The organism is Ensifer sesbaniae, from assembly GCF_013283665.1.
Taxonomy (GTDB): domain Bacteria; phylum Pseudomonadota; class Alphaproteobacteria; order Rhizobiales; family Rhizobiaceae; genus Ensifer; species Ensifer sesbaniae.
In genome coordinates this window covers 880,192-899,311 of the sequence record NZ_JABEKU010000001.1, presented here as the reverse complement: position 1 = coordinate 899,311, position 19,120 = coordinate 880,192, and the positions used below count along the sequence as shown (strand labels likewise).

General features: G+C 62.2%; 20 protein-coding genes. 3 read left to right on the top strand and 17 right to left on the bottom strand.

Annotated elements, in window-relative coordinates:
• Positions 1-7: 7 nt before the first annotated feature.
• The gene (locus BHMPCIPO_RS04365; RefSeq protein WP_173515631.1) at positions 8-1,039 is read left to right on the top strand and encodes a LacI family DNA-binding transcriptional regulator; all 1,032 of its coding nucleotides are present in this window, start codon (positions 8-10) and stop codon (positions 1,037-1,039) included.
• Between the two features lie 48 nt (positions 1,040-1,087).
• Here BHMPCIPO_RS04365 and folD read toward each other — a convergent pair whose 3' ends face one another.
• Positions 1,088-1,987 carry a bifunctional methylenetetrahydrofolate dehydrogenase/methenyltetrahydrofolate cyclohydrolase FolD gene (folD, locus tag BHMPCIPO_RS04360; protein ID WP_173515630.1) on the bottom strand — a complete coding sequence of 300 codons (900 nt, stop codon included), beginning with the start codon at positions 1,985-1,987 and terminating at the stop codon, positions 1,088-1,090.
• A gap of 250 nt (positions 1,988-2,237) precedes the next feature.
• Positions 2,238-4,241 carry a GumC family protein gene (locus tag BHMPCIPO_RS04355; protein WP_173515629.1) on the bottom strand — a complete coding sequence of 668 codons (2,004 nt, stop codon included), beginning with the start codon at positions 4,239-4,241 and terminating at the stop codon, positions 2,238-2,240.
• 264 nt (positions 4,242-4,505) lie between these two features.
• On the opposite strand from BHMPCIPO_RS04355, the gene BHMPCIPO_RS04350 reads away from it, so the two are divergent.
• Positions 4,506-5,771 carry a lipopolysaccharide biosynthesis protein gene (locus BHMPCIPO_RS04350; RefSeq protein WP_173515628.1) on the top strand — a complete coding sequence of 422 codons (1,266 nt, stop codon included), beginning with the start codon at positions 4,506-4,508 and terminating at the stop codon, positions 5,769-5,771.
• Positions 5,772-5,783: 12 nt separating this feature from the next.
• Here BHMPCIPO_RS04350 and BHMPCIPO_RS04345 read toward each other — a convergent pair whose 3' ends face one another.
• From BHMPCIPO_RS04345 to BHMPCIPO_RS04335, 3 genes are read right to left on the bottom strand one after another with little or no spacing between them, the layout of a single operon-like run.
• A complete protein-coding gene (locus BHMPCIPO_RS04345; RefSeq protein ID WP_312032949.1) occupies positions 5,784-6,677 on the bottom strand; it encodes a DUF6492 family protein in 894 nt (297 codons plus the stop codon).
• Complete coding sequence (locus tag BHMPCIPO_RS04340) at positions 6,674-7,489, bottom strand: WecB/TagA/CpsF family glycosyltransferase (RefSeq protein ID WP_312032948.1); 816 nt, start codon at positions 7,487-7,489, stop codon at positions 6,674-6,676. The genes BHMPCIPO_RS04345 and BHMPCIPO_RS04340 overlap by 4 nt, the downstream gene beginning before the upstream one ends.
• On the bottom strand, positions 7,486-8,724 hold the full coding sequence (locus BHMPCIPO_RS04335; protein WP_173515627.1) for a glycosyltransferase family 4 protein: 1,239 nt from the start codon (positions 8,722-8,724) through the stop codon (positions 7,486-7,488). The genes BHMPCIPO_RS04340 and BHMPCIPO_RS04335 overlap by 4 nt, the downstream gene beginning before the upstream one ends.
• A 155-nt stretch (positions 8,725-8,879) precedes the next feature.
• Here BHMPCIPO_RS04335 and BHMPCIPO_RS04330 point away from each other — a divergent pair, with 155 nt between their 5' ends.
• Positions 8,880-9,869 (top strand): glycosyltransferase family 2 protein, encoded by a 990-nt coding sequence (locus BHMPCIPO_RS04330; protein WP_173515626.1) that lies wholly within the window; start codon positions 8,880-8,882, stop codon positions 9,867-9,869.
• Between the two features lie 124 nt (positions 9,870-9,993).
• Here the strand turns inward: BHMPCIPO_RS04330 and BHMPCIPO_RS04325 are convergent, their stop codons facing one another.
• The 12 genes from BHMPCIPO_RS04325 to flgK all read right to left on the bottom strand — a co-directional run bounded on the left by BHMPCIPO_RS04325 (position 9,994) and on the right by flgK (position 19,105).
• A complete protein-coding gene (locus BHMPCIPO_RS04325) occupies positions 9,994-10,560 on the bottom strand; it encodes a hypothetical protein (protein ID WP_173515625.1) in 567 nt (188 codons plus the stop codon).
• Entirely contained in the window at positions 10,560-10,928 is a 369-nt protein-coding gene (locus BHMPCIPO_RS04320; protein WP_173515624.1) for a hypothetical protein, read from the bottom strand. The genes BHMPCIPO_RS04325 and BHMPCIPO_RS04320 overlap by 1 nt, the downstream gene beginning before the upstream one ends.
• 125 nt (positions 10,929-11,053) lie before the next feature.
• Positions 11,054-11,602, bottom strand: a complete 549-nt coding sequence (locus BHMPCIPO_RS04315) for a rod-binding protein (protein WP_173515623.1) — start codon at positions 11,600-11,602, stop codon at positions 11,054-11,056.
• 102 nt (positions 11,603-11,704) lie between these two features.
• Positions 11,705-12,118: a hypothetical protein gene (locus BHMPCIPO_RS04310; protein ID WP_173515622.1), complete on the bottom strand. Its 414-nt coding sequence runs from the start codon at positions 12,116-12,118 to the stop codon at positions 11,705-11,707.
• A 3-nt stretch (positions 12,119-12,121) separates the two neighbouring features.
• A complete protein-coding gene (gene fliR / locus BHMPCIPO_RS04305) occupies positions 12,122-12,874 on the bottom strand; it encodes a flagellar biosynthetic protein FliR (protein ID WP_173515621.1) in 753 nt (250 codons plus the stop codon).
• On the bottom strand, positions 12,871-14,958 hold the full coding sequence (flhA, locus tag BHMPCIPO_RS04300; RefSeq protein WP_173515620.1) for a flagellar biosynthesis protein FlhA: 2,088 nt from the start codon (positions 14,956-14,958) through the stop codon (positions 12,871-12,873). Before flhA ends, fliR begins: the two co-directional genes overlap by 4 nt.
• Positions 14,959-15,092: 134 nt before the next feature.
• Positions 15,093-15,359, bottom strand: coding sequence for a flagellar biosynthesis protein FliQ (fliQ, locus tag BHMPCIPO_RS04295; protein ID WP_043624946.1), 267 nt, complete (start codon positions 15,357-15,359; stop codon positions 15,093-15,095).
• 7 nt (positions 15,360-15,366) lie between these two features.
• Positions 15,367-15,777 (bottom strand): flagellar hook assembly protein FlgD, encoded by a 411-nt coding sequence (gene flgD, locus BHMPCIPO_RS04290; protein WP_173515619.1) that lies wholly within the window; start codon positions 15,775-15,777, stop codon positions 15,367-15,369.
• Entirely contained in the window at positions 15,768-16,217 is a 450-nt protein-coding gene (gene flbT, locus BHMPCIPO_RS04285) for a flagellar biosynthesis repressor FlbT (RefSeq protein ID WP_173515618.1), read from the bottom strand. Before flbT ends, flgD begins: the two co-directional genes overlap by 10 nt.
• Positions 16,214-16,561 (bottom strand): flagellar biosynthesis regulator FlaF, encoded by a 348-nt coding sequence (gene flaF, locus BHMPCIPO_RS04280; RefSeq protein WP_034800744.1) that lies wholly within the window; start codon positions 16,559-16,561, stop codon positions 16,214-16,216. The genes flbT and flaF overlap by 4 nt, the downstream gene beginning before the upstream one ends.
• Positions 16,562-16,595: 34 nt before the next feature.
• Positions 16,596-17,654: a flagellar hook-associated family protein gene (locus tag BHMPCIPO_RS04275; RefSeq protein WP_173515617.1), complete on the bottom strand. Its 1,059-nt coding sequence runs from the start codon at positions 17,652-17,654 to the stop codon at positions 16,596-16,598.
• 2 nt (positions 17,655-17,656) lie between these two features.
• A complete protein-coding gene (flgK, locus tag BHMPCIPO_RS04270; protein ID WP_173515616.1) occupies positions 17,657-19,105 on the bottom strand; it encodes a flagellar hook-associated protein FlgK in 1,449 nt (482 codons plus the stop codon).
• Between the last annotated feature and the right edge of the window lie 15 nt (positions 19,106-19,120).

Below are 19,120 nucleotides of genomic sequence, written 5' to 3'. Positions count from 1 at the left end.
CCTGACCATGGCGGTCAATCTCAAGCAACTTGCGGAACTGCTCGGCCTGTCGCAGACGACGGTCAGCCGGGCACTGAACGGCTATCCGGAGGTCAATGCCGAGACCCGCCGGCGCGTGCTCCAGGCCGCGCGCGAGACTGGCTACAGGCCCAACCGCGCCGCCCAGCGGCTGGCCACAGGCAAGGCCTATTCCATCGGCATGGTCATGCCGATCGCACCCGGCATCGATTCCGACGTGCATTTCGGCGAGTTCCTGGCGGGCCTTGCGGAAGAGGCGGTCAAGCACGACTTCCACTTCGTGCTCAATCCGAGCGCACCGGAAGACGAAGAAGTGACGTTCCGGCGGCTGGCGGCGAGCGGCAATGTCGATGCCCTGTTTCTTGCCTATATGCGCGCCAACGACCCGCGGATCGCCATGCTGAAGTCGCTGTCGATCCCCTTTCTCGTCCATGGCCGCTCGATCGGCGAAAGCCGGGACTATCCCTTCCTCGACATCGACAATACGGCCGCCTTCTACGACGCGGCGCGGCTGCTCATCCAGCTCGGGCATCAGCGGATCGCGCTGATCAACGGCCCGGAATATCTGACCTTCTCCATCCGCCGTCAGAAGGGAATGCTCAGGGCACTCTCCGAACACGGCCTCACGCTCGACGAAGCGCTGGTCCAGCATTCCTTGATGACGGACGAACACGGCTATCGCAGCATGCAGCGCTTTCTGCAGCATTCACAGCCGCCAACGGCAGTTCTGTGTTCAAGTACGGTGTTGGCCCTCGGCGCCGTCCGGGCGATCAATCAGGCGGGATTGAAGATCGGCGAGGACATTTCGCTGATCGCGCATGACGACGTGTTGCCGATGCTGAAGCCCGAGAATTTCAGCGTACCGCTGACGACGACGCGCTCGTCGCTCCGCGCCGCCGGAGCCCGGATCGCCACACGGCTGATCGGCGGCATCCTGAAGCGTGGCGAGTATCCGGAACAGGAACTCTGGCGCGCCGAGCTCATCGTGCGCGCGTCGACCGGGCCGGCCCCGCAAAAATGAAAACGCGCCGCAATCGCGACGCGCCTCGATTTTCTCTGTAAAGCAGAATCAGAAGCGTGGCGGCTTGCGGCCAGCCTTGCGATAGGCGGCAATCACCGTATTCGCCATCAGCATGGCAATCGTCATCGGGCCGACACCGCCCGGAACCGGCGTGATCACGCTCGCCACCTCGGCGGCCTCGGCGAAGGCCACGTCGCCAACCAGCTTGGATTTGCCCTCGCCCCTTTCCGGCGCAGGCACCCGGTTGATGCCGACATCGATGACCGTCGCGCCGGGCTTCACCCAGTCGGCCTTCACCATTTCGGGACGCCCGACGGCGGCAACGAGGATATCGGCATTGCGGCAGACGGCCGCCAGGTCCTTGGTGCGCGAATGGGCCGTCGTCACGGTCGCATTGGCAGCGAGAAGCAAGGCTGACATCGGCTTGCCGAAGAGGTTCGAACGACCGATGACGACGGCATTTAACCCCGAGAGGTCCTCGCCGTGGGTCTGGCGCACGAAGACCATGGCACCGGCCGGCGTACAGGAGACGAGACCGCCTTCGAGATCGCCGGTCGCGAGTTTGCCGGCGTTGACGACGTGGAGGCCGTCGACATCCTTCTCCGGCAGGATCGACTGGATGATCGGCTCGGACTTCAGGTGCTTCGGCAGCGGCAACTGCACGAGAATGCCGTGAATGGAAGGATCCGCATTGAGCTCCGCAACCAGGGCGGCGAGCTCTTCCTGCGTGGTTGCCTCCGGCAGGGTGTGCTGGATCGACAGAAATCCGCACTCCTTGGCCATCTTGCTCTTCGATGAAACATAGGCGTGGCTTGCCGGATCGTCGCCGACGATCACGACGGCAAGACCCGTGCGAACACCGGCATCCGTCTCGAGCGCCTTGGTCGCGGCCTTCACAGTCTCGATGACCGAAGCGGCGACTTTTTTGCCATCAATCACGGTCGTCACAGCATGTTCCTCCTGGCTTCCTGTTCACGGGGCACACTCTAGTTCGCCCGGGAAAAGGCGATGGCCTCAAAGCGCCCTATGCTGTCCCAAACGCATAAATGCAAGAGGCGATGGAGCGCTTGGCGTTCGTTTCGCTCCGCCTGGCGACATTTCCTTTCACAGGTGAGAGGCGAGTTTCGTTTCGCTCAAAGGCATGAGAGCACGCTCTCGGCACGTTTGCGAAGTGATTGAGCCCATGCTCCAGGATGTCCTAGCCACGCGCCAGTTTCTGGCGGGAGTAATGCTCGACGCGGGACCTCAGCGCGCGAAGGTCTTCCTGCACCTTGGCAATATCGCTCTCGGCTTCTGCATACGGCAGTGAGCGCAGCGTAGAGCCGCCCGCTTCGCCGCGACGGGCGGCGGCATAAGCCGCCGTCAGCGATTGCGCATGATGCGCCGCTGGGCTGAACTGCGGCGGAAGATCGGACTTGGCGGACGCCGGCTCGGACAGCGGCTGTGTGCGTTGCGAGGGCTCGGGATCACCCTCCGGCTCCGGTGGCTCCGGATCCTGATCGCGCTGCGGCCCTGCACCAGGGCCGGCAAACAAACCGCGCATGCTGCGGTAGATGCCGAGCAGCACTCCGAGGCCGAAGCCGGCGAAGAAGCCAGCCATCGTGGCGGCAATCACGATGATCTTGCGCGAGGGGCCTTTTGCCTGCAACGCCGGCTCGGCCCTGGAGATCACCCGGATGTTCTTCGCCGTCAGCTTTTCCTCTTCGCGCGTTTCGCCGGCGCGCTTCAGGAAGGATTCGTAAATTTCGCGGGTTGCCGCGGCTTTCCGCTGCAGCTCACGCAGTTCGACGAATTCCGCGGAGGAATCGATCTGCCGCGCCTTCTGCACGGCAAGCTGCCGCATCAGGTCCTGTTCGGTGCGCTGGGCGCGATCGAGCTCGGTTCCGGCCGCGGCCGCAATGCGGCGCAGTTCATTGGCGATTTCGGAGCGCGAGGCTTCGAGCGCCTGCTGGGCTGCGATCCGTTGCGGATGGCGTGGCCCGAGGCTGGCATCAAGCGCGCTCAGCTGCGCCCTGGTCGCGGCATATTGCTTGCGCAGTTCGGACAGTGCCAGCGAGTTGATTTCCTCCGGATAGGCGCCGGTCAGAACGTCGTTCAGCTGCACCTTGCCGGAGGCTTCCGCCTTCGCTTTTGCTTCGGCGATGCGGTTGCGGGCGGCGGCCACCTGGTCGCTGAGGCTCAGCAGCTGCTTGTCGGCGATCAACTCGCCGCCGGCGCCGACGATGTCGTTGGTCGCCTTATAGTCCTCGACTGCCTTCTCGGCCGCATCGAGCTCGGCCTTCAATTCCTTGATGCGGGCGTCCAGCGCCACCGTCGTCTTCTGGAAGAAGCCGGATTGCGCTGCGGTTTCCTCGCCAAGGAAGGTTTCGACCAGCCGGTTGGTGATCAGCGCCGACTTCTCGGGATCACGCGTCTGTGCCTCGACCGTGACGATGAAGGTCTTCGGGTCGCGCCAGACCTGGATCGCTTCGCTCAGCTTCTTCAGCATACGGGCGGATGCGTCGCCGCCGCTCTTGCCTGCAAATTCCGCATCCTTCTCGAGGTCGAGGCCGGCTGCGACCTTCTCCATGACGGTGCGTGAGCGCAGCACTTCCAGTTGGCTGTCGACGAGCGCGAGAATGCCTTCGGTCGCCAATGATTGTTTCGACAGATCGGAATCGGTGAGCCGCACCTCGCGCGGATCGATGTAGAGCTTGCTTTCGGAGACGTAGACGCTGGGCGTCGAAAGCGCGAGCAGTATGCCGCCCACGGCACCGAGCGCAGTCGTTGCAATGATGATCTTGCGAAGCTGCCAGACGGAGCGCAGGACCGTCTCGATATCGACGAGAGGACGGTCACCCGGTGCGTCAGCGGCGGGCGCGGCCGTCGCCTGGGTATTGTCCGATCGGCTGTCGACCAACCATCGTACCAGCCTGTCACCCATGCCGCTCAAGGCGCGGCGATGCTTGGCCGATCCCTTGCTTCCCTTCAGAGCTTTCCCGCCGCTGGTCGGCTGCGCCGCGGAACGGTTCGTGTCCCGCGCGCCGGCCCGGCCGCTCGGGCCATCGGCTGAGGGCAGGCGACTGCGCAAAGAAGAATTGGCCGCGGACGCGCCGGCCGCACGAGGCTTTTGCGCGCGCGGGGAACCGCGCGTGTCCTCGGCTACGAAGTCGAGCAACGATGCACGCGGAACCGGGCGTTTCTCGTCGTCGATGTCGAACATGACTGATCCCGCGGCTGCCGAGACGGCGAATTCCGAATAGTGAAGCCAAGCTAAGCAAACATGGAAAACAAATGGTTAATTTCGGCAGATCAGCGGGTGCAACCAGGCCGATCTCACGCCTTATTAAGCTTTCCCGGCTATGACCGTCGACGGAGAGCCGTTCCAGTAGAAGGCACTGCAGGCCCTGCATCGGAACTGCGTAAAAACAAAGAGATAGAGCGCGTCCATCGCCCCCGAGGAAAACGCGCTATTGGAACGTCGGCCGTGCCTCATCGCGTCAAAGCGCTTTACCTCCGCCACCGGGCGCTGATCCACGCCTACCTCTCCATGACCGGAGGTTCGGCCGGGCGGCTCGTGCTGTCGCTCGTCTACTTCATCGCCGTCGCGAACACGCTTGCCATCGCCGATTTTGGTCTTTTTGCCACGGCATCGGCAGCCGGCATCATGATCTCGCGCGTGCTGGCCTTCGGCTTCATGTCGCCGCTCTATCGGGTCGCGACTGTAAAGCCCCTGCTGGTCGGAACCTACAGCGCCGGCTTCCTCGTCGGCGCGGTGATCTCGCTGCCGCTGATTGCCGCCATTTGTGCGGTTACCTTTGTCGCCCTGTTTTCCCAGGACATGACGGCGAGCGCCTTTTCTGCCTTCATGCTGGCCGAAATCATCTGCTGGCGCGGATTGGAAACCGCCGTCATCGTGCTGAACGGCCTCGGCCGCTTCGGCCGTGGGGCGTTGCTCGTAGTGATCGGCACGGCGATCCGCACCGGCGCCGCATCGCTCTTAGCTCTCCTATCCTGGAAGACGCTTGAGGCATGGTCCTATTTCTACCTGGCCGCCAATGCGCTTGGCCTCGCCGTGGCGCTTTTATGGTTCTACCCTCGCGTCCGGCTGCGCTGGAAGCCCAGGCTCTATTTTCGGCGCTGGGCGGATTCCGTCTCGGTCGCCGGTGCCGAGGTGCTGTTCTACATCCAGTCGGAATTCGACAAGATCGCCGTGCTTGCCATCGGCGGTCCGGCAGTCTCCGGCCTTTATGCCATCCTGATGCGGCTTGCCGACCTGACGGCGCTGCCGGTCAGGTCGTTCAATACCCTGCTCGTCCAGCGCATCATGCGCACGCCCGAGGCGATCGCGCGCTGGCGGACCAGATTGTCGATCGAACTTCTGGTGGCCTTGGCTTCGCTCGCGGCAATCGCGATCATGGCTCTCTATCTATGGATCTTCCCGAACGGCCTCGGCCACAACGTCTCTGCCGCCGCTCCGATCGTCGCGATGGTCCTTCTCGTTCCCTCGTTCCGCAACCTGATCGAATATCACTCCGAACTGCTCTATGCGACGGGCCGGACGGTGCGGCGCATGCTCAACCTGCTGATCGCCGGTGTGGTCAAGGTGGCCCTGCTGGTGCTGCTGCTGCGGACAACGACGGACGTTGCAGCATGGGCGCCGACGCTCAACGCGATCTTCTTGGCGCTCTACGCCCTGTCTTTCGCGCTGACCTACACGGCACTCAGGAAACCGGCCGAACGCGTCATCTGACGCCGCCGAACTTCAGGCGGCGAGTTCGACGACCGCCCGGCGGATGTCGTCGAGGTCGTGCCCGACGAAGGATTGAACGCCGATGCCGATCTGGTGGGGCGCCATGTCCTTCAGGAAATCCCTGAGGCCGGCAAGGTCCTGCCGGTAACTGTCCTCGAACCAGAGCACGTGGCAGAGCGCGGCATCGGAGGGCACATGCCCCTCCCCGGCGAGCACCTCGTCGACGAAGCGGCCATAGATCGTGCATTCGGAGAAGGCACGCGTGCGTGTCATCGCCCGCACCCAGTTCCGCCCGTGCCGCGCCTCGATATGGTCCAGCAGTTTCCGGCACGTGTCCGTGCGCCAGCCGATCAGCGTGTTGATGTAGTCGTTGGCCGGCAGCCGATAGGGACCAATGCCGAGAAGGCGGTCGGAATGGGCGAGCCACGCGAGATGGTTGGAACGCATATGCGCGTCGATCGCTCCATCCTTGCGGTAGAGCGTCAACCGATCCGCGTGCCAGAGGCTGGCGGGATCGAAGGGACGCAGGAAGACGACATCGGAGTCGACCGCAAACATCGTTGCCTCGTCGATATGGCGCGCGAGCGCCAGACGACGAAGCTGTTGTGCGTGCCAGCCACGCAGCGGCAGGCCGAAAGGACTAAGCCACACTTTCCTGCGGCCGGCGGACAAGGGATCCGTGACCGGATGCAACCACCAGGGCAACAGATCGCGCTCGCTGACGACCACCCGCCGCGCCCCTTCCAGTTGCCGGAAGAGCGCGACGTCGAAGTCGGCGACCAGCAGATAGTGCTTCCAGTCGCCCTGGAGCTTGCGGTCCATGCTTTCGCACATGAGCCGGCACCGCTCGAAATCGTTCGCATAGGACGCTGTGACAACCGCAGTGCGCATGGTCTGACCGTTCACGATGTTCCCGTTCGAAGGCTGGTGTCGGCGATCGTATCGCGCGAACGTCCCGATAATTTGTGCCAGAGGACATGGCACAGGAAAAGCGGGTTTCCGAGAACGTAGCGGCGCCACATGCGCCGCGGTTCCATCGCCAGGCGAAAGAACCATTCCAGCCGCAGCCGGCGCAGGAATTTCGGCGCCCGCGGAAACTCCTGCGCAACGAAATCAAAAAGCGCACCGACGGTGATGACGAGCCGGGCATCCTGGGGGCCGACATGGGCATCGACCCATTTCTCCTGGCCCGGACTGCCCATCGCGACCAACAGGATATCGGCCTTCGACGCGCGGACTTCAGCGAGAATCTCCCGCGACCGTTCGCGGTCGAAGAAGCCATCCGAAACCGGCACGAACTCGTGCCACGGCGCATGCGCGCGAAAGTTCTCGGCGGCGCGCGCGAGCACTTTCGGCCGCGCACCGATCATCGCGATGCGCAGCGGCCTCTCGACATAGGTCAGCAATGCCGGCACGAAGTCCGTGCCATTCAGATTGGCAGGAAACATGCGGCCGTAAAAAAGATAGGAAGCGATATCGACACCGTGCCCATCCGGAAAGACCACTTGGCGCGCCAGCGCCGCCCGGTACTCCGCGTCACGCATCATCAGGTTGGCATTGTTCGCATTGAGGAAGGCGAGGACCGTTTGCCCGCTCGGCCGCGAAAGCGCTTCGGCAGCGAAGGCGAACGCCTTCGCCCAACCGAGATCGACGACCGGCATTCCGAGGATCAGACGCCGCGACAGAGAAACGTTGTTTAGGGCAACGGTCTTCGTCACGACCGCCCCCCTTCATGGACCGTCAAGTCCGGCGGTGGCGACGGCCCCTCCGCGGCGCTCGCAGGCGCAAAGCCCACCAGCACATTGCGCATCACCCGCATCAGTCTCACTTTCTGGGCACGATGGAAGGCCGAGCCGTCGAGACGTTGACGGTCGCCGGCACGCGCTCTTGCGACCTTGTCGACCAGAAGCCGCGCGAATTCCGAGGGATCGTCGGCCGCGGAGCAATTGTCGGGAACCGCATCGATGCCACGCAACGACGCCTGCGTTGCCACGCAGGGCATGCCGAGTTCAAAGGTCTCGAGGCTCTTCAGCTGCACGCCGGTGCCGCCGCGGCTGATGAGCGGGATGACCGCGCTTTCGGTTATGAAGGCTCGCGCCTCCGGCACCCGCCCGACGAAACGGACGCCCGGGTGAGAGACCGAAGGCACGCCATCCAACTGACCGGCGATCGCGATCGACATGTCCTCCGGCAGATGCGGTACAACCTCGGTGAGGAACCAGTCGAGGCCCAGCCTGTTCGGCCGCCAGCTCCACGTGCCGATCAGGCCGAGATCGTGACCGGGGTGTTGATCCGGTTCGCCGGCCGGGGCCATCGGCGTGCCCCAACCCGTTACCAGCGGCAGAACGAAGGCCCGCTCACTGACGGCGCGGCCGAAGCCGAAACGATCCGCCTCGGCAAAAGTCCAGACGGCGACCGCATTGTGCGCCAGGTGCTGCTCGTAGTGTTCGAGATATTGCGCTTCGCGCCGGAAGAGAAAGCGCTCGATGGTTCCCTTTGCCCGCTCGGCGTTCTCGAAAGCGGAATCCGCCTCGACATTGTGCGCGACATAGATCGACGGATAGGGTCGGAAGACCTGCGCGAATGCAGCCGGCAATTGCACCGAGTTGAGCACCAGCCCATCGAACGGGGCGAGGCTGTAGAGGATCGACTGAATCCGGTTTGCCGATACCGTGAGCATCTTGCCGGATGAAACCGACGTGCGGTTGAGGAAGGCGGTCGCGAGCCAGCGCAGCTTCTGAAGCGTGCCGACCCGGGCATTGGTGACCTCGAGCTCGCCGAGGAGATGCATCTCGCAATCGTGCGCGGGCGTGCGTCCCGGCTGGAGAAAACCAATGACGGTGACCCGGTGACCGAGCGCACGCAGACCGTCAAGCACGGCCCGGTTGGCGATGTCGAATCCGGACGCCGGATTGGCGACGGGAACGAGCGAAGAAACCAGGACAAGATGCATTTTGCCACACGTCATGAATGGAGCTGGGCACTTCCTTAGCAGCATGAGGTGAAAGAGCACTTAAAGCCCCCTTTCAAAATCCGCCGGACGGGTTCAGCATCTGTTTAGGAAGATTTGTTGTATTGACCGTCAATTTTGCTTGCACAGGTTTCGCCATGACGTCGACCGGCCAGGACATTTCCGTCTATTTCCGGACAGAACTGGAAGATGCCGGCGACATCGAAATCGTCGTCGTGCTGCCGACGTTCCGCCGGCCCGAACACGTCGTCAAGACGCTGAAAACCATTGTTTCCCAGAGGCCTGACGTCTCCTTTGCCACCGTCGTGGTGGAGAACGACGATGAAGGCTTGGCCGGCGCTCAGGCCGCCAAGGACTTTTTCCTGGGCCATCCATCCGAATCGATCGTCATCGTCGCGCACCAGCGCGGCAACTGCCATGCCTACAATGCCGGCTGGTCGATGGCGCTCGAGACCTATCCGAATCTCAAGGCGATCGCGATCATCGATGACGACGAGATTGCGGCACCCGAGTGGCTCGATTGCCTCATCACGGTACAGGAAACGACGGGGGCGGACATGGTCGGGGGGCCGCAACTCCCGGTCTTCGAGGGTGACGGGGGGCAGAAATGGAAGCGCCATCCGGTTTTCACGCCCCACTATGATACGACCGGGCCGGTGCCGATCCTCTATTCCTCCGGCAACGTGCTCATTACCCGGCCCGTGCTCGACACCATGCCGCGGCCGTTCCTGGACCCGGCATTCAATTTCATCGGCGGCGGCGACGCGGATTTCTACAGCCGGAGCAAGGAACAGGGATTCTGCTTCGCCTGGGCTGCCGATGCCTGGGTCGCCGAGACCGTGCCGGCACGCCGAACCAGCGCATCCTGGATTCGCGCGCGCAGCCTGCGCAACGGCGCGATCTCGACGATGCTCGAACATCGGCGCGACCCGAGCTTCCGCGGGCGAATGAAAACCTTCGGCAAATCCTTGGCACTGCTCGGTGCATCGGTCCCGCGCGGCCTCGAGCTTTGGAGCAAGAGCGGCTTGGCAGGCGCCGGGCTCTACCACTTCTATGTGGCACTCGGCCGGTTGATGGCAGAGTTCGGCCTCGTCAACGAACAGTACCGCAACCCTGAGAAAAACTGACGGAAGCAGGGTTCCGAACAGCGTTTGCAGGAAAGCCCGGAACGGCTTCCCTCCAGAATTCGTAACGTCAAAAGGAAATGATCGAGATCGGAAAGCGAGCGGCCAAGCGCCCGCTTTTCTCCGGTCAATGCGTGCTGCTTGCCTTGACGGCGCCTTCCGGCAGCTTGTCGCTGGCAACATTGCCGTTCTTGTCGACGATCGGAACCGGCTTCTGCCGCGGCACGTTCTGGCTGTTGGCGACGCGCTTGACGTCGTCCTTGGTGAGGTATTCGAGCTGCTCGACAAGTACCTCGGTAATGACCTCTTCGCCGAGCTTCTTGTTCAGGCCATCCTTCACCGTGGTCTTGAAAGTCGGCAGATCGAAGGTGCCGGTATCGGCAACGTCGATGAACTTCGAGCCGACGAGCAGATCGTAGAGCTCGTCGGTGACCATCTGCCGGAGCGGGGCACGAAGATTGTTGATCCCCGCCTTGGTCGCCGAGAAGGAAAGCTTGGTGAGGAAATAGCCCTGGACGGAGCCTTCCCTGATGACCGGAATGGTGATCATCTCACCGGGAACATATTGCTCTGATGCGCGCCGGGCGGCCTCGCCGTCCGGGACGGCGGGCGCCGAGGCGCTCTGCATCGAGAAATAGACCGATCCAAGCGTGACCGCGCAGACCCAGACCCCGGTGAGAATGAGCTTCAGCATCAGAAATCGCTATAGCGGAACTGCGCTTCGGAATAGATGCCGTCCGCATCGGCATCCTGTGCGGCGGTCTTCAGGAGATCGACGACGGAACGCACCGCTTCGAGATGCGCTTCCACCTTCTGCGAGTTGATCGCCAGCTTGTCGCGAAGATGACGGGCGTGCGAGGCGAAAGTCGACGAGGTCTCTCCCGGCTGCATGTCGCGATGCAACATCGTCAGTTCGTAGAGGCAACGGCTCTTGTGCGCGTTCGACGTCTTGATGTCGAATTCCGGGTCGATGCCGATTCGGCTGTTCTCGTTGTCGAGGATCATTTCCAGTCGCCCGAGCACGTTCTGGATCCGGACGTCATTGGATGCCACAGCTTCCATCAATCAACTCCCAATTGGATCACGATGATTTGGGTCGGATCGGCCCAAATCATAAACATGATCGATTCCTATGAATTAGAGCGGGATGCGGGCGAAAAGCCGCATACACTTTTCCTCATTCCGCTCTAGGCCCGCTTGTTCTTGTCGTCGGTCGCAAAGCCGGTCAGCGTCTTGCGCTCGTATTCCTGCACGAGGCTTGCGGCGAGGTTCCGGCTGTTGCCGTCGAGCGAGGCCTGGACCCGGTCTGTCGCGCTGCCGCTCGCCAACTGATCGGCGATGCCGATCCCGCCGTTCTTCGACAGGACGTCACCGATCTGTTCGGCCATCATGCTTTTCCAGATGTCGCCGGCCGTCCCCTTGCCGAAGACGTTTTCGCTGTCCGTCGGCAACATCGATTTCACGAAGTTCTGCAGCACCATGGCCTCGAACTTGCGATAGGTTTCGGGAATCTTCTTCTGCTCGACACGATTGTTGATGTCGCCGAGCCCGGTCGACCCTTCGGAAGAATTGAGGATATTGACGGCGGCGGCAAACCCGTTGCCATTCTCCGCAAGGCTCGTCGCCTTGAACGCGGCGCGATTAGCCTTCAACCGCGCCTGCGCTTCCTGCACTTCGGTCGGGTCGGCGGCGCGCACGACATCCATCACCAAGTCGCTGGGCGGAGAGATGGCCATGACGAATCCCCTCAAGATCGAGCCTGCATCGACCGGCGGCGATGCACAAAGCAATAGTCGGACCGGCATCGCTCCACCGTCGGAGCATCCCCGGATGGCGTACTATCGCCCGTCAACCTTACCGGAAGCTGGCGCCTGTCCGGTAAGGTGTTGATCGATCAGGTCATAGATGGAGTTGTCGGCCTCTTCGCGCTCTTCGGATTGCCGCGCTTCCTTCATGTTTTCCTCAAGCCGATCGGCCTTTGCCCGCTCCCTCAGCATCCGCGCTTCGTGCGTCTGCTGGATGCCGAGTAGCATCTGGTCCTTCTGCACGAGGCGCCCGACCTGCGAGGAATAGTGCCCGGAAAACATGCGGTGCATCGGGTGGGCCGAGCCCATGGCGTCGACGACCACGTCGATCGTCTCGGCCAGCACTTCGCGCTGCCGCACCATCTCGACATAGTCGGCCTCGGCCATCTGTTCGAGATGGCGCTGGACGGCGACCAGGCGCTTGAGCTTCTGCGAACGCGTCTTCATTCGCTATCCTCCCTGCATCACCGGCGCGAAACCGTCGCCGAACAGGCGCAGCATCGCGGCGATGCCGAGGTAGAGCAGGAACAGGCCACCCATGATCAGATAGGGCTGCGAGATGAAGTAGATCGGGATCTGCGGCGCAAGCTTGTTCACCATGCCGATCGCCACGTTGAAGAGCAGACCGTAGATGACGAAGGGGCTCGCGAGCCTCAACATGATCATGAAGGTCTGCGCCAGAGAATCCGTGAGCGTGATCAGCACGCCCTGCGGATCGAAGGCGGTGCCGATCGGCATGGCGCGATAGGATTGCACGATCGCTTCGATCATCACGTGATGGAAATCGAGCATGAAGAGCACCATCAGCCCGGCGAAACTGATGAGGCTGGTCAACTGGTTCTCGGGCGTGTCCTCGATCACGTCCGACGAGGGCGGCGGACTGAAACCCATCAACATGGTGATCGCCGTGCCGGCGAACTGCAGCCCGAGCACGTAATAGCGCGCAACGAGCCCCATGACGGCGCCGACGGCCGTCTCCGCGGCGATCAGGTAGATATAGGTGTGTCCCTTGCCGGTCACCTGCGGATAGATGTCCGTCCACATGACCGGAAGGATCGCCATGGACACGGCAACCGCGATGAACAGCCGGACCTGCATCGGAATACGGGCAGAAGAAAACCCGGGCATGATCATGATGCAGCCGCCGATCCGGCAGAAGGCCGCGAACAGCGCCAGCACCGTGCCCTCCGGGTCGGTGATCATGAAATCGAGCCGATGATCTTGATCTCGAGGCCCTTGGCAAGCTCGACATGCGAGAGCACGGGCAAAGTGGCAAAGAGACGCTCGATGATCATGCGAACATAAGAGCGGGATTCGGGCGAACTTACCAGTACGAAGGGCATGCCGCGATCGAGATGTTCACGGATAACTTTGGTCGCCTGTTCGCTGAACTCTTCCAGATGGCGCGGGTCGATGTCGAACTCGACGACTTCGCCCTTGGCGTCGCGCTTCAGTGCCTGGTGGAAGACCATGTCCCACTTGTTGCCGAGCCTGAGCACGCGCAGCACGCCGTTGTCGGCAAGATCGCCGCAGAGCTGCTGCGACATGCGCACGCGCACGTGCTCGACGATCTGCTCGGTCTTGCGCACATGCGGCGCAAGCTCGGCGACGGCTTCGAGGATCAGGTGCAGGTTGCGGATCGAGACGCGCTCGGCAAGCAGCAGCTTCAACACGGCCTGAAGGCCGGAATAGGACATGTGCGAAGTGCAGATTTCGTCGGCAAGCTTGCGGTATTCCGGATCGAGACGCTCGATCAGCACCTTCACGTCCTTGTAGGAAAGCAGGTGCGGCAGGTTGTTGCGGATGACTTCGCTCAAATGCGTCAGCACAACCGAGACGTTGTCGATCGGATGGAAGCCCTCGCGCTTCAAGTCTTCGGTGAAGGTTTCGAGGATCGAGACCGCCGGCATGCCGAAGGCGGGTTCGCGGATCTCGTCGCCCGGCACGCTCGGCCGGCGGCCGCCGCCGGTCACCACAAGCACTTCGCCGACGCGCACGGTATTCGACGCGATCGTCGTGCCGTGGATACGGATATGGTAAGCCTTGTCCGGAATGCTGATGTCGTCGGAAACCTTGATCTCCGGAATGACGAGGCCGTACTGCCCGGCGAATTTGCGACGCATCTTGCCGACGCGGAAGGCCAGCTCCTGGTGCGCGCCGAGCAGGCGGGTCGAGACCTGCTTGCCGAGAAGAAGTTCGATCTCGGCGGTCTTCAGCACCGATTTGACGGAATCCGCCTCACCTTGCTTGGTCTGCTGCGCTTTGGCGGCCTCCTCGGCACGGCGGGCAGCGTTCGCCGCTTCCATCTGGCGCGGTACGAGCCAGCTCAGGAACGCCATGCCGCCGCCGAGCACGGCGAAAGGCAGGAAAGGCAGGCCGGGAACGACGGACAGGAGAATGATGAGGCCGGAGGCAACCATCAGCGCGCGCGGATAACCGCCGAGCTGGCCGACGACCGCCTGATCGGTCGAGCCGGCCGTGCCGCCGCGCGAAACGAGCAGGCCGGCGGCGAGCGATACGATCAGGGCGGGGATCTGCGAGACGAGACCGTCACCGACAGACAGCTTGACGAAGACGTCGGCCGCTTCGCCGATCGGCATGCCGTGGCGGAGATAACCGATGATGATGCCGCCGAAGATGTTGATCGCCGTGATGATGAGGCCGGCGATCGCGTCACCGCGCACGAATTTCGAGGCACCGTCCATCGCGCCGTAAAAGGAACTCTCCTCCTCCAGCTCGCGGCGGCGGCGCTGCGCTTCCTTCTCGTCGATCAGGCCTGCCGAGAGGTCGGCGTCGATCGACATCTGCTTGCCGGGGATCGCATCGAGGGTGAAGCGCGCGCCGACTTCGGCGATACGCGTCGCACCCTTGGTGATGACGATGAAATTCACGGTGATGAGGATCAGGAAGACGATCAGACCGATGACGAAGTCGCCGGACATGACGAGGCTGGCAAAGCCGGAAATGACGCCGCCGGCAGCACCGTGCCCTTCATGACCGTGCGAAAGAATCACGCGGGTCGTGGCGATGTTCAGCGCCAGCCGCACCATGGTCGAGATCAGCAGGATCGTCGGAAAGGACGAGAATTCGAGCGGGCGCTGAATCCACAGCGCCACCATCAGGATCAGCACGGAAAAGGCAATCGAGAAGGCCAGCCCCAGGTCGATCATGAAGGTCGGGATCGGCAGGAAGAGGATCGACAGGATCGCCACGATCCCGAGCGCGAAGCCGACGTCCCGGCCCTTCGGTGCCACTTTCGGGATGATCAGCGCTGCCTGTTGTGCCATGTCTCGTCCGTCTCATCATGAGAACAAGGCAGCATTCACACGCGCTGCCCCACTATGGGAACGGAGATAACGGCCCAAGCTTGCGCGAGGGTTTCACGGGGCGAGATGTTGGGATCGCCTCGCGCCTTGCACGGTCAGAAGCCGGACTGGATGCGGGAGAAGATGATATCGGTGAAGATGGAGATCTGGGCGCCGATGAAGGGTGCGGACACCGCGACGGTAATCATGACCGCAAGGATCTTCGGGACGAAGGTAAGGGTCATTTCCTGGACCTGGGTCAACGCCTGAATGAAGGCGATGACGACGCCGACGATCATGGCGGCGAGAACGGCGGGGCCCGAGGCCACGATCACGGTCCAGATCGCGGCCTGTACGATATCGAGGGCATCCGCCTCATTCATGGATGTGTCACTTCACCTTGACGCCCGGGCCGATAATGAGCTCCTTGCCACTATCGAGCACCGCAATGATTCCGTCGGAGTATAGTTTCACTTCCTTAACCACGCCAGTGGTCTTGCCGTCCTCGCTGGTGACGGTACGGCCGATGACGGCATCCGCTTCGCTGAGCGAGGTGCGCTGCAGAAGACTTTCGAGGTTCTTGTTCGTCTTGATCGTCTGCTCCACCTGCGAGAAGGTTGCAAGCTGGGCGATCTGCTGTGTCGCATCCATCGGCTGCGTCGGATCCTGATTCTTCATCTGGGCGACGAGCAGCTTCAGGAAGCTCTCATAGTTGAGCGATGCCTTGGCGGCGTCGCCGCCCGAATCCTGGCCGGAAACGATCGGCGTGTAGCTGTTGTTGTTGACGCCGCTTACCGCCATGGTGCGATTTCCTTGCGAATCTGCTCGACCGTCGCCGGCGTGATTTCCTGCGTGTTGAGGATGCGGTCTTCGATCGGGTACAGGCCGCGGATCGCCTTCAGGGCCTCGAAGGCGCGGCCGTTGGTGACGAGACCGTCGACACGCTTCAGCTCGGCCAGGACCTCTTCGTTCTTGAAGCAGTTGAGCAGCATGACGATCGACTTGCGGAACATGGCGGTCGACTGTTCCGCGCCTTCCGGATTGATGAGGATCATCTGCGCGATGAAGTAGAGCTGCTTCAGCGGCGTGGTTGCATCTTCCGGCTGCAGCACGTGGTTTTCGAGCAGGAAGGTGACATCATTCAGGAATTCGACCGCAACCTTGCGATCCACGCGAAGCACCGCGCCGTTAACAAAGATCCGTTCGCCCGACTTCAGCGAAATACGCAGTGTGCTCTTCATTTCAGTCCATCCCTGATGATGGTGGTAATGTCAATTATGCCCTGGAAGTTGGAGGATTCGCGTTTGCGGATCTTCTCCGTCTCGTTGAGTATCCAGATGGCGATCGAAATCAGATTGGCGCGCAACTCTTCGTTGAGCTGGTTTTCCGGAGCGCGCAGGTCCTCGATGAAACGGATCCACAGGCGCCGGGTGAAGTAGATGGCCTCGATGGCCTCTCTCGAATACCCTTTCTGCTGTTTCGCTGCTTCCATGAGCGCGATCGAGCGATCGAGTACCTGCCGTTCTCGATTTTTGGAGTCGGCAACGCCGTCCTCCATGATCTCGGCATAGGAAAACTGGTACATTCAGACATCCTTCATGTTTGTCCGGTTCCCCATATTAGAGGAAATTAAGCAAGCTCATCTGCTGCAGTCGCGACGTTAGTGTATAGGACGTTTCCAACTGCACCTTCAGCGTGTTGATCCGGGTCGATGTCTCGATCGGATCGACGCCCTCGATGTCGGCGACATGCGTGTTGACGAGCTTGAGCTGCGCTTCGATGGAGGTGTTCGCCTTCTTGACACGCGCCTCGGAGATACCAAGCGAGCTACGCTCGGCGTTCAGGCCGGCGATGCCCTGCTCCGCATAGTCGAGCGCGGCGACGCCGATGGCCGCGCGCACCTCGGGCGTTACATTCTGGTCCATCAGTTCGGCGGAGATCACGCTTGCCAGCGCGAACATCCGGAAGCCGCTGGTATTGGCGTTGGTCGAGCTTTCGACGACTTCGCTGGCGCTGATCCGGCTCGTCATGTTCTGGTTCGAAGCGTCGGACCAGTTGGCATCCCAGCCCGGTCCGGTAAACATCGGTTCGACCGTGTTCTTGATGAAGTCCTGCATCTGCGTGACGGAGAACTGGTCCATGCCGGTCAGGGGCGGAACCTGGGCGGCCATGAAGCTCGAGAGGGCGTTGTCGAAAGCCGTCTTGGCGGCCGACGGCGGTGTCGTGCTGTAGTCGGCAACCGGCTTGGCATCGGTGTTGATGCCCGAGAACAGGAACTCGCCGTTGAAGGACGTATTGGCGGCAGCGGTAAAGGTCTGCAGCGCGCCCATGATCTCGGTCTTCTGGATCTTCAACTGGCTGGCAGCATCGTTGCCCTTGTAGGTGACGAGCGTGTCGCGCACCTTTTCCGCGGCCTTCGCCATGGTCTCGAGCGCACCCTGCGAACCGGAGAGGCGCTGGGTCACCACCGAGTTCGTGGTCTTCATCGAGTTCAGCCGGTCCAGTTCGCGCTGTAGGTTGAGCGAGCGCGACGCCGTCGCGCCAAGCGCCAGGCCAACGTCATAATGGCGTCCGGTGGTCTGCTCCTGGGTGAGTTTGAGCAGCTCCGACTGATTCTGCTGGATCGTCAGGCGCATAGCGCTCTGGATCGCCAGATTAGAAACGTAGGACGTCTTCATGATTACCTCACGGCTTCCATAAGGGCTGCCATCATGGCATCCACTGTGCTGACCAGCTTGGCCGATGCTTTGTATGACTGTTCGAGATCGAGCAGCAGCGACAGCTCTTCGTCGATGCTGACCCCCGTCTCTTTGCTGAGTGCTTCCTGGGTGCGGGCCAGCATTGCCTGCTTGTTGTCGTCCGCGGTCGAGGCGGTCTTGCGCGTCTGCTCGAGCCAGCCTACCGAGCCGGTCGCGAAGTTCAAAAGGCTGCTGTTGCTGTCGAGGCCGGTGGACGGGTCGAACGACATGTTCTCGCCCATCTTGTTGATGAACCCATCGAGCAGATCGGTATAGCCGGGGCTCGGGTTTGCGGCGCCGCCCGGGTTCGAGACCACACCGTTGAAGCCGCCGTCACGCAGCAGCAGCGGGTTCGCCTTTGCCATGGCGTTGACGGTGATCTTCGACGCCAGTCCGGGGACGACGGTGCCCGCGGCCGGAATGCCGGCGCTGCCCCAGGTGAACAGGCCGGGCTGATAGGCTATCGCCGGCGGATTGCCTTCCTTGAAGAGCTCCACCAGGCCGCGCGCGATTTCGTCCAGCTGCGACTGAAACTTCGGCGCGATGTCGTCGCGCAACTGCACCAAGCTTGCGAGCTTGCCTTTGGCGGTGGTATCGGCGCCGCTTCCGGCTGCGATCGGCACCCCGTCGACGAAAATCTTGTTTCCGGTGACGGTGGCGTCATAGGTCGTGGTCGGAGCGAACGTGACCTGACGCGGAATGTTCTCGAAAAGCACCGTGCCGTCGGTGGTGAAGATCACCGTGTCGTTGTTGCCGCGCGTGACGGTGGAGATGCCGATGATCTCCGACACCTGCTTCAGGATCTTGTCGCGCTGGTCGAGCGCGTCGCTGGCGTCACCGCCTTGGGCCCTCGCCGACTTGACGGCGTTGTTGGCCTTCTCGAAATCCGCCAGCAAGCTATTCAGCTTGTCGACTTCAATCGCGATCTCCTTGTCGGCATCCTTGCGCAGATCCTGCACCGTGGTGGAGGTCTTGTTGAGCGAGTCGGCGAGATCCTGCGCGTCGGAGACCGCCGTGGCGGCGATCGTCTTGTTCCCCGGCGTCGCGGCAAAGGTCTGCAGGCTGTTGCGGAAATCGGAGAGCAGCTTGGACGGCGCAGTCTCGTAGTCGTTGCCGCCGAGCGCCGACTTCAGGAGTTCCAGCCCATCGCGAAGCCGGGCCTGGCCCGAGGCTTCGCCAATGCTGGCGATGCTCTGCTTGAGCAGGGCCTCGTTCTGGGCCCGGTAAATGGATACGACCTGCGCCCCGTTCGGCGTGCTGCCCAAGAGGGCGAGACGACGCGAATAATCCGCATTGCCCGCATTCGCGATGTTCTTCGACACGATCGCGGTCTGCTGCGCCGTGTTGCTGAAGGCCTGCTGTGCGATGGATATTGCGGAGGACAGCGACATGACGCGGACCGTATC